Below are 14,457 nucleotides of genomic sequence, written 5' to 3' on the forward strand. Positions count from 1 at the left end.
CCGCTTGCCGCTAAATTAATTCAAATGTTCGACGCGGATACGGACCACCGGGCCAACGACACCCTGGAGCGCTTCCAACGCCGCAATCGCGTCGTTGATGCGCTGCTCGACCACACGGTGGGTCAGCAGGATCATCGGCACCAGGCCGTCGTGTTCCTCGACTTCCTTCTGCATGATCGACTCGATGTTGATGCCGCGTTCCGAGAGGATGCTCGCCACTTGGGCCAGCACACCCGGATGGTCCTTGGCCTGGATGCGCAGGTAGTAGGAGCTTTCGCACGCCTCGATCGGAAGAATCGGGTGAGCCGACAGCGAGTCTGGCTGGAAGGCCAGGTGCGGCACACGGTTTTCCGGGTCCGAGGTCATGGCGCGAACCACGTCCACCAGGTCGGCAATCACCGAAGAGGCCGTCGGTTCCATGCCCGCACCAGCGCCGTAGAACAGCGTCGAGCCGGAGGCGTCGCCGTTGACCATCACCGCGTTCATCACGCCGTTGACGTTGGCGATCAGGCGATCGGCCGGGATCAAGGTCGGGTGCACGCGCAGCTCGATGCCGTTGGCGGTGCTGCGCGCCACGCCCAGGTGCTTGATGCGATAGCCCAAGGCTTCGGCGTAGTTCACGTCAGCGGTGGTCAGCTTGGTGATGCCTTCGGTGTAGGCCTTGTCGAACTGCAACGGAATGCCGAACGCAATGGAGGCCAGGATCGTCAGCTTGTGCGCTGCGTCGATGCCTTCCACGTCGAACGTCGGATCAGCCTCTGCGTAGCCCAGGGCCTGGGCTTCGGCGAGCACGTCTTCGAAGGTGCGACCCTTCTCGCGCATCTCGGTGAGGATGAAGTTGCCGGTGCCGTTGATGATCCCCGCGACCCAGTTGATGCGGTTGGCCGACAGGCCTTCGCGGATCGCCTTGATCACCGGGATACCACCGGCCACGGCGGCTTCGAAAGCCACGATCACGCCCTTCTCGCGGGCCTTGGCGAAAATCTCATTACCGTGAACAGCGATAAGCGCCTTGTTCGCGGTGACCACATGCTTGCCATTCTCGATGGCCTTGAGTACCAGCTCACGGGCAACGGTGTAGCCGCCGACCAGCTCTATGACGATGTCGATCTCAGGGTTCGTGGCCACTTCGAAGACATCGTTGGTAATCGCAATACCGGTCGTCTGGAACTGAGGCTTTGGCGTGCGCATGGCAATTTGTGCCACTTCGATCCCACGCCCGGCACGACGAGCAATTTCCTCGGCGTTGCGCTGAAGTACGTTGAAGGTGCCGCCACCGACGGTACCTAACCCACAGATGCCTACTTTGACCGGATTCACTCTTGACTCCCCATGAAACGGCCGACGCAAGGTCGGCCGTGAAATACAGCCGCGCAGCAACGCGACTTTGTGTTTAACGGCCCGACGAAGGTTTTCGCCGAGCCGTGATCTTCAGAAGCAGATCGCCCATGATCATTTCGCGTCCAGGGCCAGTTTGGCGACTTGTGGCGCCGGCTGGTAGCCCGGAATCACCTGGCCGTCGGCCAAAACGATGGCCGGCGTGCCGTTCACACCAATGGACTGGCCAAGGGCGAACTGCTTGGAAACCGGGTTCTCGCACTTGGCGGCCTTGATTTCCTTGCCATCGACCATCTTGTCCATGGCCGCTTTCTTGTCCTTGGAGCACCAGACCGCCTGCAACTGCTCATCGCCCGGCGAGCCCAGGCCCTGGCGCGGGAACGCAACATAGCGCACTTCGATGCCGCGCTTGTTCAGCTCCGGCACTTCGGCGTGCAGCTTGTGGCAATACGGGCAGGTGGTGTCGGTGAACACGGTGATGTGCGACTTGGTTTCGCCAATCGCCGGGTAGACCACGGTTTCAGCGACTGGAATGCCGTTGATCAACTTGGAAATGCCCTGGCGCTCGGTCATCTCGGTGAGATTGACCGGCTTGCCGTCCTTGAGCTCGAACAGGTTGCCCTGGACGATGTACTGACCGTCGGCGCTGGCGTAAAGCACGCGACTGCCCTTGAGCTTGACCTCATACAGGCCGGCCATGGGACTGGCCGAGATGGTTTCGATCGGCACTTCGAGCTGAAGGTTTTCCAGGCTCTTGCGGATAGCCTTGTCGGCCGCGTCGTCGGCGATGGCAAAGGTACTGGCCAGCGCAATGGCGGCGGCGGTGAACATCTGGATCAAACGCATGGGGACTCCTGAGGCGAACAAATGAGACGGGAAACGCCGACCCGCAGATTCGGGTTCCAACCGCCCACTGTGCAAACCGACAAAGCCTACCACATAAGGCCCGCGTGACCGAATGCCGCTGATGCAAGACGCTTTGAGGATTGATGCAGGCTTTTCTGGGGGAGCTTTTCTGTGAGAGCTTTTCTGTGGAGCTTTTCTGTGGAGCTGTCCTGTGGGAGCTGTCCTGTGGGAGCAAGGCTTGCCCGCGATGGCCGCGCCGCGGTGTAACAACTACACCGCGTTATCGTTCATCGCGGGCAAGCCTTGCTCCCACAAGCTTGCTCCCACAAGCTCGCTCCCACAGGGGACTTCATTCAGCCGCGCGGATGGTGTTTGGCATGCAGGTCCTGCAACCGCGCCCGGGCGACGTGGGTGTAGATCTGGGTGGTGGACAGGTCGCTATGGCCTAGCAGCATCTGCACCACCCGCAAGTCGGCGCCGTGGTTGAGCAGGTGCGTGGCAAAGGCATGGCGCAAGGTGTGGGGCGAGAGGGATTTGCCGATCCCGGCCACCTTGGCCTGGTGCTTGATGCGGTGCCAGAAGGTCTGGCGGGTCATCTGCTCACCGCGCAGGCTGGGAAACAGCACATCGCTAGGACGCCCGCCCAGCAGCTCATGACGGGCATCGCGCATGTAGCGCTCGACCCAGACGATCGCTTCCTCACCCATCGGCACCAGGCGTTCCTTGCTGCCTTTGCCCATCACCCGCAGCACGCCCTGGCGCAGGTTGACCTGCTCCAGGGTCAAGCTGATCAACTCGGTGACCCGCAGGCCACAGGCATACAAGACTTCCAGCATGGCCCGGTCGCGCTGACCGATGGCTTCGCTGAGGTCGGGTGCCGCCAGCAGCGCCTCCACATCGGCTTCGGAGAGGGACTTGGGCAATGGACGCCCCAATTGCGGCATTTCCACGCGCAAGGTCGGGTCCACCGCGATCAGCTTTTCCCGCAGCAAATAGCGATAGAACCCACGCAGGCCGGAGAGAAACCGTGCCGTCGAGCGCGGTTTGTAGTTCTGCTCCAGACGCCACGCCAAGTGATCGAGGATCAACTCCCGGCCGGCATTGATCAGTTCCAGGTGGTTTTCCTGCAACCAACCGTTGAACAGCGCCAAGTCGCTGCGATAGGCATCGCGGGTGTTATCGGACAGGCCCTTCTCCAGCCACAGGGCGTCGAGAAACTGGTCTATCAGCGGATGATCGATGGCGGGCATAAGAACTCTTGAAGGATGCGGGCACACACAGCATCAAAATGGCAAATGAAGCTATGCAGGGTGCTCAAAGCGCAAATCGCAGGCAACAAAAAAGCAGCCCGCAGGCTGCTTTTTTTGCATCGGAAGCTGGACTTAAGCCAGTTTTTCCTTGATGCGAGCTGCTTTACCCGACAGGTCACGCAGGTAGTACAGCTTGGCTTTACGTACGTCACCGCGACGCTTGACAGCCATGCTGTCGATTTGCGGGCTGTAGGTCTGGAAAGTACGCTCTACGCCGACACCGTTGGAGATTTTACGAACGGTGAATGCACTGTTCACGCCACGGTTACGCTTGGCGATAACGACGCCTTCGAACGCTTGCAGACGGGAACGGTCGCCTTCCTTCACTTTCACCTGAACGACAATGGTGTCGCCTGGGGCAAAGGTAGGGATTTCTTTGGTCATCTGCTCTGCTTCGAGTGCAAGGATGATTTTGTTAGTCATGCTGTGCTCCTAAGGCAAGTCGTCGGACTCACCATCGATACGTTGTTAACTATCGTCCCGCTCGCGGATGTATTCCTCGAGCAGCTTCTTCTCTTCTCCAGAAAGCGAGCGGCTTTCCAGAAGATCGGCGCGTCGTTCATAGGTCCGACCAAGGGACTGCTGTAAACGCCAACGCCGGATGTGCGCGTGATTGCCACTTAGCAACACGTCGGGAACACGCTGATCCGCATACACCTCCGGTCGGGTGTAGTGCGGGCAATCCAGCAGACCATCCGTAAAGGAATCTTCCTCAGCGGAATCTGCATGCCCTAAAGCTCCAGGCAGCAGTCGTGTAACCGCATCGATCAGGACCATCGCCGGCAGCTCGCCGCCAGACAGTACATAGTCGCCAATCGACCACTCTTCATCGACATGAGCTTCAATGAAACGCTCGTCAATGCCTTCATAACGGCCGGCAATCAGGATCAATGCATCCGAATTCGCCAGCTCGCGTACCGCCGACTGAGTCAGCTGACGGCCTTGGGGCGACAGGTAGATCACCTTCGCACCCTCCCCGGCTGCCGTCCTGGCCTGAACCAGCGCATCTTCCAGGGGCTTGATCTTCATCACCATGCCCGGACCACCGCCAAACGGGCGATCGTCCACAGTGTGATGTCGATCCGTGGTGTAGTCCCGCGGATTCCAACAGGTGAGCTGCAACAGCTCCTGTTTCACCGCGCGGCTGGTTATGCCGTACTCGCTGATGGCGGAAAACATCTCGGGAAACAATGTAATGACTTCAACGCGCAAGTTAGCCACGTTTAGAAATCCGCATCCCATTCCACCTTCATCTCGCCTGCGGCAAGGTCGACGGCCAACACGCATTGCTCGGTATAGGGCAACAGGCGTTCGCGATCATCCAGGCTGCCGACGCAAGGCTTGACCACCATGACATCGTTCGAACCGGTCTCGAGCAGGTGATCGATTTTCCCGAGCAATTGCCCGAGGTGGTCGATGACCTTCAGACCCACCAGCTCGTACCAGTAGTACTCGCCGTCGGTCAGTTCAGGGAACAGGTTGCGCGGCACGCAGATCTCATAACCGGCCAGAAGACGCGCTTCTTCACGATCATCGAGATCCTTGAGCTTTGCGACCAGGAACTTGTCGTTCCCGCGTCCGCTGACCAGCTCCACCTGTTTCACGCTACCTTCGCGCTTGAGCGTCCAGGTTTTGTAGTCCAACAGGTTCTTGATCGGATCAGTAAAGGAATACACCTTCACTTCGCCGCGAACGCCATGTACAGAGTAGATCTTGCCGACAACGATCAAATCATCAGCATCTTTTGGCGTCGCGTTCATATTGCTCAGGCCGCAGCCTTAGCCGATTCCTTCAACAACTGAGCAACGCGCTCAGAAGGTTGTGCACCAACGCTCAGCCAGTAGGCTACGCGCTCTTGGTTCACGGACAGACGAACTTCCTGACCACGGGCAACAGGGTTGAAGAAACCAACCTGCTCCTTGTGGGAACCGTCACGCGGGTTGCGGCTGTCGGTTACGGTCAGGTGGTAAAACGGGCGCTTTTTGGAGCCGCCAAGGGCAAGACGGATTGTTAGCATGTGAACATCGTTCCTGTAGTCGGTGCTGCAAATCTAAATGCACAGCGGGCATAGGTGCCCGAAAGGCCGCATATTCTAAGGAATATCCGGACTTTTGCAAATGTCTTTTTCCGGCGCCTGGCGCCATGCGATCAAGATTTGCCATAGAGCCGTCATGAAAAACGGCAAGTCAGCTCCCGCGTAGCGCGGGTTTGCTGGAGATCCCCGCATCCGTGCAGGGCAACGCCGACATGACAGTCGGCGCAGATTCTTTACATTTTCGGCATGCCGCCGCCGGGCAACATACCACCCATGCCGCGCATCATCTTGGCCATTCCGCCCTTGGCGGAGAATTTCTTCATCATCTTCTGCATCTGCTTGTGCTGCTTGATCAAGCGACCGATGTCCTGCACCTGGGTGCCGGAACCCATGGCGATACGGCGTTTGCGCGAACCGCTGATCAGCTCAGGGTCGCGGCGCTCGGCCGGGGTCATGGAGTTGATAATGGCTTCCATCTGCTTGAACTGCTTTTCAGCCGCGCCCTGGGCATTGCCCATCTGCGCCAGGTTCACGCCACCGATGTTCGGCAGTTTGTCCATGAGGCCGCCAAGGCCGCCCATGTTCTTCATTTGTTGCAACTGGTCGCGGAAGTCTTCGAGGTCGAAGCCCTTGCCCTTCTTCAGCTTCTTGGCCAGTTTGTCGGCCTTGTCCTTGTCGAGGGTCTGTTCGGCCTGCTCGATCAGGCTGAGCACGTCGCCCATGCCGAGGATACGCGAAGCGATACGCTCGGGGTGGAACGGTTCGAGCGCTTCGCTCTTCTCGCCCATACCGATGAACTTGATCGGCTTGCCGGTGATGGCGCGTACCGACAGCGCGGCACCGCCACGGGCGTCACCGTCGACCTTGGTCAGGATCACGCCAGTCAACGGCAGTGCATCACCGAATGCCTTGGCGGTGTTGGCCGCGTCCTGGCCGGTCATGGCATCGACCACGAACAGGGTTTCCACCGGGTTGATCGCGGCATGCAGCGCCTTGATCTCGCCCATCATCTCTTCATCGATGTGCAGGCGACCGGCGGTATCGACGATGACCACGTCGATGAATTTCAGTTTTGCTTCTTTAATAGCCGCCTGGGCGATGTCCACCGGCTTCTGGCTCAGGTCGGACGGGAAGAACGTCACGCCAATGTCGTTGGCCAGGGTTTCCAGTTGCTTGATCGCCGCCGGACGGTAGATGTCCGCCGACACCACCATCACCGACTTCTTCTTGCGCTCTTTAAGGAAGCGCGCCAGCTTGCCGGCTGTCGTGGTCTTGCCCGCGCCCTGCAGGCCGGCCATCAGCACCACCGCTGGCGGTACGGCGCTCAGGTTCAGGTCTTCGTTGGCGGCGCCCATCAGGCTTTCGAGTTCGGCCTGGACGATCTTCACGAACGCCTGGCCCGGTGTCAGGCTGCGCGACACCTCGGTGCCGACGGCACGCTCCTTGACCGAATTGACGAAGTCCTTGACCACCGGCAGGGCGACGTCGGCTTCGAGCAACGCCATGCGCACTTCGCGCAGGGTGTCTTTGATGTTGTCCTCGGTCAGTTTCGCCTTGCCGGTGACATGGCGCAGCGTCTGCGAGAGACGGTCGGTTAGGTTTTCAAACATGCGCGATCCTTTCAGGCCCAGATGAGACCGGGATAATGGCGGCCCAGACCGTGAAAAATGTGCTCGGCGAGCCTGCGGCGTGGGCAGGTCGCGGATTATAGCGAAGAAGCGGGCGACGTACACCTTACTGTCAGTTGCGGTGGTCTTTCGTGCGGAGGGGGTTCTATGCCAAACTCAGCGCCTTTCGGGCTTGCCTAACAGGATTTATGCTCCCCTTGTCACCCAGCTTGCTTGCCACGCTCGCCGCCGCTTGCCTTTATGCCGCTGCGACCCTCTATCAAGGCACCCGCCTGGCCACCGGCGCCAAGGCGAACAAACGCCTGCTGGTTACGCTTGGCGTGCTGGCGGTGCTCGGTCACGCGACCAGCCTTTATACCCACCTGATGACGCCGATTGGCCTGGGCCTGGACTTCTTCAACGCCGCCAGCCTGATCGCCGTCGCCGTGATCGCCCTGACGCTGCTGGCCTGCTCGCGCATTCCGGTGGAAAACCTGCTGGTGCTGCTGTTCCCGCTGGGGCTGGCGACGGTGCTGCTGGCGCAATTCGCGCCGTCGGGCACGGTGCAGATCATCGACGAAGAGCCGGGCATCCTTGCCCACATCCTGCTGTCGATCCTCGCCTATGGCCTGTTCACCATCGCGGTGTTCCAGGCCTTGCTGCTGCTGGTGCAAGACCACCAGCTCAAAAACAAGCACCCGTCCGGGCTGATCCGCAATTTCCCGCCATTGCAAACCATGGAAAGCCTGTTGTTCGGCTTCCTCTGGGCCGGCTGGAGCCTGCTGTCGCTGTCGCTGATCTCCGGCTGGTTGTTCGTCGAGAACCTGTTTGCCCAGCACCTGGTGCACAAGACCCTCCTCGCCTGCCTGGCATGGATCGTCTTCAGCGTGCTGCTATGGGGCCGCAACCGCCTCGGCTGGCGCGGCCACAAGGCGATTCGCTGGACCCTGGCCGGTTTCTGCCTGCTGATGCTCGCGTACTTCGGCAGTAAGCTGGTCCGCGAATACATCCTGCATGTGTGACGGACGGCCCTGATGGATACGTTGCCCGTGGCGCCGCTGTTTGCCGTGCTGGTGGTGCTGATCCTCTGGTCGGCCCTGTTCACCGCCATCGAAGCCGCCCAGCAGCACCTGCTGGCCCAGCGCACAGCTTCGCGCGCCAGTGACAAACCACTGGCAGCGCTGACGTTCCCGTTGGCCAGCCTGATCCTGTGCAATACCCTCTGCCGCACCCTGGCCGTGGTCATCGGCACCTTACTGGCGATCTTTACCTGGCTGGAAAACGGCCCTTGGGTAGCCTGGCTCGGCAGCGGCGCTGCCCTGCTGGTGTTTGCCGACTACCTGCCGCGCACCTTGGCCACCCGCCAACCCGAAGCGGTGCTGGCCCTGGGCAACGCCTTGCTGGGCATACCGTTGAAGATCCTCTATCCGTTTGCCTGGCTGTTGAATGGTGCCAGCCAATTTTTGCTGCGCCCCTTTGCGCGCAAGGCCAGCATGGTGCAACAGAGCGACGACGAAATGCCCGCGCCACCGCGCAGCGAACACGAACCTGAACACGGCGGCGGCCGGCTGCACCCGATTTCCGGCATACACGCCCTGGACAACATCACCGTCAACGATATCCTCGTGCCCCGCAGCGAGGTCGATGGGATCAACCTCGACGACCCCATCGGCGAGATCATTGAACAGTTGCGCCTGAACCGGCGTACCCGCCTACCGATGTTCCACAGCGACATCAACCAGGTCGAAGCGGTGCTCAACACGCGCCAGATCCGTCATTTGCTGGCGGACGCGAGCCTGACCAAGGAAGCGCTACTGACCGCCTCCCACGAGCCCTACTTCGTCCCCGAAAGCACGCCACTGCAACTGCAATTGCTGAATTTCCACAAGCAGCAGCGGCGCCTGGGCATGGTGGTGGACGAGTACGGCGAAGTGCTGGGCATCGTCACCCTGGAAGACATCCTGGAAGAAATCGTCGGCGAATTCGAGAGCGAGCACAGCCTCGATAACCCCCACATCCATCCCCAGCCCGATGGTCGCCTGATGATCGATGGCGCGGCGTCGATCCGCGAATTGAACAGGACCCTGGGCTGGCACCTGCCTTGCGACGGCCCCAAGACCCTCAACGGGCTGGTGACCGAAGCCCTGGAAACCATCCCCGAAAGCCCGGTGTGCCTGAAGATCGGCCGTTATCGGCTGGAAATCATCGAAACCGTGGACAACCGTGTCAGCCAGGTGCTGGCGTGGCATAACAGTTCGGTGCCCACGGCTTCCTGAATCCCCCCCAGGCTCAAGGTAAAACACAGTTGTGGCGAGGGGATTTATCCCCGCTGGGCTGCGAAGCAGCCCTAAAACCCGGCAACTCGGTGTGCCAGGCAAAATTGAGTTGACTGTATTTGGGGCTGCTTCGCAGCCCAGCGGGGATAAATCCCCTCGCCACAAAAAGCCCAGCGCACGCTTCAATATTGTGTGCGGGCTCACTTGTTGAATCGTTAGCCCCCTTCCTATACTCAAGCCGCTTACCCAGCCCCGCCCGAACCCCGTGCTTACCCGCACCCAGCCGGTTCCGGCCCGACCATCGGCAAAATCCGCATCAGTCCTGCAACTGTTCCTACCCGAAACAGCGAAAGGATACCCGCCCACATCCCTGGGTGTTCGACCATAATAATTCGCTCCAACGGAGCACATGACTGTCAGGGATAACCGCATGACGACCGCTACCTGCAACGAGGCTGTGTCTGCCCAGCCGACAAATTCGGCCACCCGCGTGGCCACCGCGAGTTTCATCGGCACCGCCATCGAGTTCTACGACTTCTACGTCTACGCCACGGCTGCGGCCCTGGTGATCGGGCCGGTGTTCTTCCCGCAAACCTCAGGCACGGCACAGATGCTGTCGTCCTTCCTGACGTTCGGCATCGCCTTCCTCGCACGCCCGTTGGGCTCTGCGCTGTTCGGTCATTTCGGCGACCGGATCGGGCGCAAGTCGACGCTGGTGGCGTCCCTCCTGCTGATGGGTGTGTGCACCACGCTCATCGGCGTGCTGCCGGGCTACGCCAGCATTGGCGCCTGGGCGCCGATCCTGCTGTGCGTGCTGCGTTTCGGCCAGGGCCTGGGGTTGGGCGGTGAATGGGGCGGGGCGGCGCTGCTCGCCACCGAGAACGCGCCCAAGGGCAAGCGTGCCTGGTTCGGCATGTTCCCCCAGCTGGGGCCCTCCATCGGCTTCCTGGCGGCCAACGGGCTGTTCCTGACCCTGGCCATGACCCTTGACGACGAGCAGTTCCGCGCCTGGGGCTGGCGGATTCCGTTCCTGCTCAGTGCCGTGCTGGTGATCGTCGGCCTCTATGTGCGGCTCAAGCTCCACGAAACCCCGGTGTTCGCCAATGCCATGGCCCGCCAGGAGCGAGTGAAGGTGCCGTTGGTCGAGCTGTTCAGCCAGTACTGGGCGCCAACCTTGCTGGGCGCGGCGGCGATGGTGGTGTGTTACGCGCTGTTCTATATCTCGACGGTGTTTTCCCTGAGCTACGGCGTGTCCACCCTCGGCTACAGCCGCGAGACCTTCCTGGGCCTGCTGTGCTTTGCCGTGCTGTTCATGGCCGCCGCTACGCCCCTGTCGGCCTGGGCCAGCGACCGCTACGGCCGCAAGCCGGTGCTGATCATCGGCGGCGTATTGGCGATTGCCTCGGGTTTCCTCATGGAACCCTTGTTGACCCACGGCTCGACCGGCGGCGTGGCGCTGTTCCTGTGCATCGAGCTGTTCCTGATGGGGGTGACCTTCGCCCCCATGGGCGCCTTGCTACCAGAACTGTTTCCGACCCACGTGCGCTACACCGGTGCCTCGGCGGCCTACAACCTGGGCGGCATCGTCGGCGCCTCGGCCGCGCCATTCTTCGCCCAGAAACTGGTGGCGATGGGCGGTTTGAGCTATGTCGGGGGTTATGTTTCAGCGGCCGCGCTGCTTAGTGTGATCGCCGTGCTGTGCCTGAAGGAGACGCGTCATAACGACTTGAACCGAGTCGCCTGACGCGCCTCCCGTAGGAGCTGCCGCAGGCTGCGATCTTTTGATCTTTCACTTGAGACTCAAGCGTCAGGGGAAAGATCGCAGCCTCGCTTCGCTCGGCAGCTCCTACGGGGCAGAACCGGCCAATGAAATAACCGCTAACAATCACCCTCCATTGAAACCACCCCCCACCTGCCCCATCTAAGACCCATACCCCATTGCGCAGGTGCCCCATGAGCGACCAGCACTCTACAGAAGCCACTCACGATTACGCTGACTCCGAACACATCGAACACACCTCCTCCGGCACCGGCCTGGCCCTGCCTGGCCAGAATTTGCCGGACAAGGTCTACATCATCCCGATCCACAATCGTCCATTCTTCCCGGCCCAGGTGTTGCCGGTCATCGTCAACGAAGAACCATGGGCCGAGACCCTGGAGCTGGTAGCCAAGTCCGACCATCACTCCCTGGCGCTGTTCTTCATGGACTCGCCCCAGGAAGACCCGCGCCATTTCGACACCTCGAAACTGCCGCTGTACGGCACGCTGGTGAAGGTGCACCACGCCAGCCGGGAAGGCGGCAAATTGCAATTCGTCGCCCAGGGCCTGACCCGCGTGCGTATCCGCACCTGGCTCAAGCACCATCGCCCCCCGTACCTGGTGGAAGTCGAATACCCGCACCAGCCGAGCGAGCCGACCGATGAGGTCAAGGCCTACGGCATGGCGCTGATCAACGCGATCAAGGAACTGCTGCCGCTCAACCCGCTGTACAGCGAAGAGCTGAAGAACTACCTCAACCGCTTCAGCCCCAACGACCCTTCGCCGCTGACCGACTTTGCCGCTGCGCTCACCTCCGCCACCGGCAATGAACTGCAGGAAGTGCTCGACTGCGTGCCCATGCTCAAGCGCATGGAAAAAGTCCTGCCGATGCTGCGCAAGGAAGTCGAAGTGGCGCGGCTGCAAAAAGAAATTTCCGCCGAGGTCAACAACAAGATCGGCGAACATCAGCGCCAGTTCTTCCTCAAGGAGCAGCTCAAGGTCATCCAGCAGGAGCTGGGGCTGACCAAAGACGACCGCAGCGCCGATATCGAACAGTTCGAGCAGCGGCTCGAAGGCAAAGTGCTGCCGGCCCAGGCGCAGAAACGCATCGAAGAGGAAATGAACAAACTCTCGATCCTGGAAACCGGCTCGCCGGAATATGCCGTCACCCGCAATTACCTGGATTGGGCGACCTCGGTGCCGTGGGGCGTGTATGGCCAGGACAAACTCGACCTCAAGCATGCGCGCAAGGTGCTCGACCAGCACCACGCCGGCCTGGACGACATCAAGGAGCGCATCCTCGAATTCCTCGCCGTTGGCGCCTACAAAGGCGAGATCAGCGGTTCCATCGTGCTGCTGGTGGGTCCGCCGGGCGTGGGCAAGACCAGTGTCGGCAAATCCATCGCCGAGTCCCTCGGGCGACCGTTCTACCGTTTCAGCCTCGGCGGCATGCGTGATGAAGCCGAGATCAAGGGGCATCGGCGCACCTACATCGGCGCCCAGCCGGGCAAGCTGGTGCAGGCACTGAAAGATGTCGAAGTGATGAACCCGGTGATCATGCTCGACGAGATCGACAAGATGGGCCAGAGCTACCAGGGCGACCCGGCCTCGGCCCTGCTGGAGACCCTCGACCCGGAGCAGAACGTCGAATTCCTCGACCACTACCTGGACCTGCGCCTGGACCTGTCGAAAGTGCTCTTCGTCTGCACCGCCAACACTCTGGACTCGATCCCCGGCCCGCTGCTGGACCGGATGGAAGTGATCCGCCTGTCGGGCTACATCACCGAAGAAAAAGTCGCCATCGCCAAGCGTCACTTGTGGCCCAAGCAACTGGCCAAGGCCGGCGTGTCCAAGGGCAGCCTGAGCATCAACGACAGCGCCCTCAAGGCCCTGATCGACGGTTATGCCCGTGAAGCCGGGGTGCGACAGCTGGAAAAACAGCTGGGCAAACTGGTGCGCAAGGCGGTGATGAAGCTGATCGACGACCCCAAGGCCATGATCAAGCTCGGGCCGAAGGACCTCGAGGCCTCGCTGGGTAAACCGGTGTTCCGCAACGAGCAGGTGTTGTCCGGCATCGGCGTGATTACCGGCCTGGCCTGGACCAGCATGGGCGGCGCGACCTTGCCGATCGAAGCAACGCGCATCCACACCCTCAATCGCGGCTTCAAGCTGACCGGGCAACTGGGGGACGTGATGAAGGAATCGGCGGAAATCGCCCACAGCTACGTCAGTTCGCACCTGAAGCAATTTGGTGGCGATCCGAAGTTCTTTGACGAGGCCTTCGTTCACCTGCACGTACCGGAAGGCGCCACGCCCAAGGACGGCCCGAGCGCCGGCGTGACCATGGCCAGCGCGTTGCTGTCCCTGGCCCGCAACCAGCCGCCGAAAAAAGGCGTGGCCATGACCGGCGAACTGACCCTCACCGGGCACGTCCTGCCGATTGGCGGGGTGCGCGAGAAGGTCATCGCGGCGCGGCGGCAGAAAATCAACGAGCTGATCCTGCCGGAAGCCAACCGGGGCAACTTCGAAGAACTGCCGGACTACCTCAAGGAAGGTGTCACGGTGCACTTTGCCAAGCGGTTTGCGGATGTGGCCAAGGTGTTGTTCTGATATTTCTCTAGCGCTTGTGCGGGCGCCATCGCGGGCAAGCCTTGCTCCCACAGGGTTAAATGTCGCTCACAGATTTTGTGTGCGACAAAGATCCACAGTGGGAGCAAGCCTTGCCCCACAGGGTTAAATGTCGCTCACAGATTTTGTCTGCAACAAAGATCCATTGTGGGAGCAAGGCTTGCCCGCGAAGGCGTTATCAGCAACAACATATGCCCACCTGACACACCCAGTAGCATCTTCGGTTATGCTCGCCGTTCGTCGTGAATGCCGGAGCCACCACCCTTATGTTCCCCACCCGCCTGCTCGCCCCCCTCAGCCTCGCCCTGTTGAGTGCCTGCGCCACGCAAACCAGCAACAACGTGACCGTGGAAAAACTGAGCCAGTGCCCGGTAAGGCTCAATAACGGGCAGAACCTGATCCTGAGCTTGCCCAGCAACCCCACTACCGGTTATCGCTGGGCGATCCAGGATTCGGCCGGTGGCGTGCTCAAAGGCTTGGGGCCGGAGGTTTATCGCAACCCGGAAGACGCCGGTATCGTCGGCGCCGCAGGTGTCTCGACCTGGCGCTTCCAGGCGTTCAGCGCTGGCACCGGGCGCTTGCGCCTGACTTATCAACAGCCCTGGGCCCCGGAAGTACCGCCCGTGGAAACGTTTGACTGCGCCATTGCGGTGAACTGA

General features: G+C 60.9%; 13 protein-coding genes. 5 read left to right on the plus strand and 8 right to left on the minus strand.

Annotated elements, in window-relative coordinates; all coding sequences use genetic code 11:
• Positions 1-15 precede the first annotated feature (15 nt).
• From CFII68_RS06950 to ffh, 8 genes are all read right to left on the minus strand, one after another.
• Positions 16-1,320 carry a homoserine dehydrogenase gene (locus CFII68_RS06950; protein WP_003198098.1) on the minus strand — a complete coding sequence of 435 codons (1,305 nt, stop codon included), beginning with the start codon at positions 1,318-1,320 and terminating at the stop codon, positions 16-18.
• 132 nt (positions 1,321-1,452) lie between these two features.
• Entirely contained in the window at positions 1,453-2,184 is a 732-nt protein-coding gene (gene dsbC, locus CFII68_RS06945) for a bifunctional protein-disulfide isomerase/oxidoreductase DsbC (RefSeq protein WP_014336731.1), read from the minus strand.
• A 353-nt stretch (positions 2,185-2,537) separates the two neighbouring features.
• On the minus strand, positions 2,538-3,434 hold the full coding sequence (xerD, locus tag CFII68_RS06940) for a site-specific tyrosine recombinase XerD (protein WP_018611113.1): 897 nt from the start codon (positions 3,432-3,434) through the stop codon (positions 2,538-2,540).
• A 132-nt stretch (positions 3,435-3,566) separates the two neighbouring features.
• Positions 3,567-3,917: a 50S ribosomal protein L19 gene (gene rplS, locus CFII68_RS06935; RefSeq protein ID WP_003175895.1), complete on the minus strand. Its 351-nt coding sequence runs from the start codon at positions 3,915-3,917 to the stop codon at positions 3,567-3,569.
• Positions 3,918-3,962: 45 nt separating this feature from the next.
• Positions 3,963-4,736 (minus strand): tRNA (guanosine(37)-N1)-methyltransferase TrmD, encoded by a 774-nt coding sequence (gene trmD / locus CFII68_RS06930; protein ID WP_170845966.1) that lies wholly within the window; start codon positions 4,734-4,736, stop codon positions 3,963-3,965.
• Positions 4,718-5,254: a ribosome maturation factor RimM gene (gene rimM / locus CFII68_RS06925; protein ID WP_018611149.1), complete on the minus strand. Its 537-nt coding sequence runs from the start codon at positions 5,252-5,254 to the stop codon at positions 4,718-4,720. The genes trmD and rimM overlap by 19 nt, the downstream gene beginning before the upstream one ends.
• A gap of 5 nt (positions 5,255-5,259) precedes the next feature.
• Entirely contained in the window at positions 5,260-5,511 is a 252-nt protein-coding gene (gene rpsP, locus CFII68_RS06920; RefSeq protein WP_003198088.1) for a 30S ribosomal protein S16, read from the minus strand.
• Between the two features lie 251 nt (positions 5,512-5,762).
• Positions 5,763-7,139, minus strand: a complete 1,377-nt coding sequence (gene ffh / locus CFII68_RS06915; RefSeq protein ID WP_003198085.1) for a signal recognition particle protein — start codon at positions 7,137-7,139, stop codon at positions 5,763-5,765.
• Positions 7,140-7,345: 206 nt separating this feature from the next.
• Between ffh and CFII68_RS06910 the strand changes: the two genes are divergently transcribed.
• The 5 genes from CFII68_RS06910 (at position 7,346) to CFII68_RS06890 (ending at position 14,457) form a co-directional block, all read left to right on the plus strand.
• Positions 7,346-8,158 (plus strand): inner membrane protein YpjD, encoded by an 813-nt coding sequence (locus CFII68_RS06910; RefSeq protein WP_018611152.1) that lies wholly within the window; start codon positions 7,346-7,348, stop codon positions 8,156-8,158.
• A 12-nt stretch (positions 8,159-8,170) separates the two neighbouring features.
• Positions 8,171-9,412: an HlyC/CorC family transporter gene (locus CFII68_RS06905; RefSeq protein WP_018611154.1), complete on the plus strand. Its 1,242-nt coding sequence runs from the start codon at positions 8,171-8,173 to the stop codon at positions 9,410-9,412.
• 430 nt (positions 9,413-9,842) lie between these two features.
• Complete coding sequence (locus CFII68_RS06900; protein ID WP_018611156.1) at positions 9,843-11,156, plus strand: MFS transporter; 1,314 nt, start codon at positions 9,843-9,845, stop codon at positions 11,154-11,156.
• 209 nt (positions 11,157-11,365) lie between these two features.
• Positions 11,366-13,780 carry an endopeptidase La gene (gene lon, locus CFII68_RS06895; RefSeq protein ID WP_018611158.1) on the plus strand — a complete coding sequence of 805 codons (2,415 nt, stop codon included), beginning with the start codon at positions 11,366-11,368 and terminating at the stop codon, positions 13,778-13,780.
• A 284-nt stretch (positions 13,781-14,064) separates the two neighbouring features.
• Positions 14,065-14,457, plus strand: a complete 393-nt coding sequence (locus CFII68_RS06890; RefSeq protein ID WP_018611160.1) for a protease inhibitor I42 family protein — start codon at positions 14,065-14,067, stop codon at positions 14,455-14,457.

The sequence above is a fragment of the Pseudomonas sp. CFII68 genome, from assembly GCF_000416195.1.
GTDB classification, from domain to species: Bacteria; Pseudomonadota; Gammaproteobacteria; order Pseudomonadales; family Pseudomonadaceae; genus Aquipseudomonas; species Aquipseudomonas kilonensis.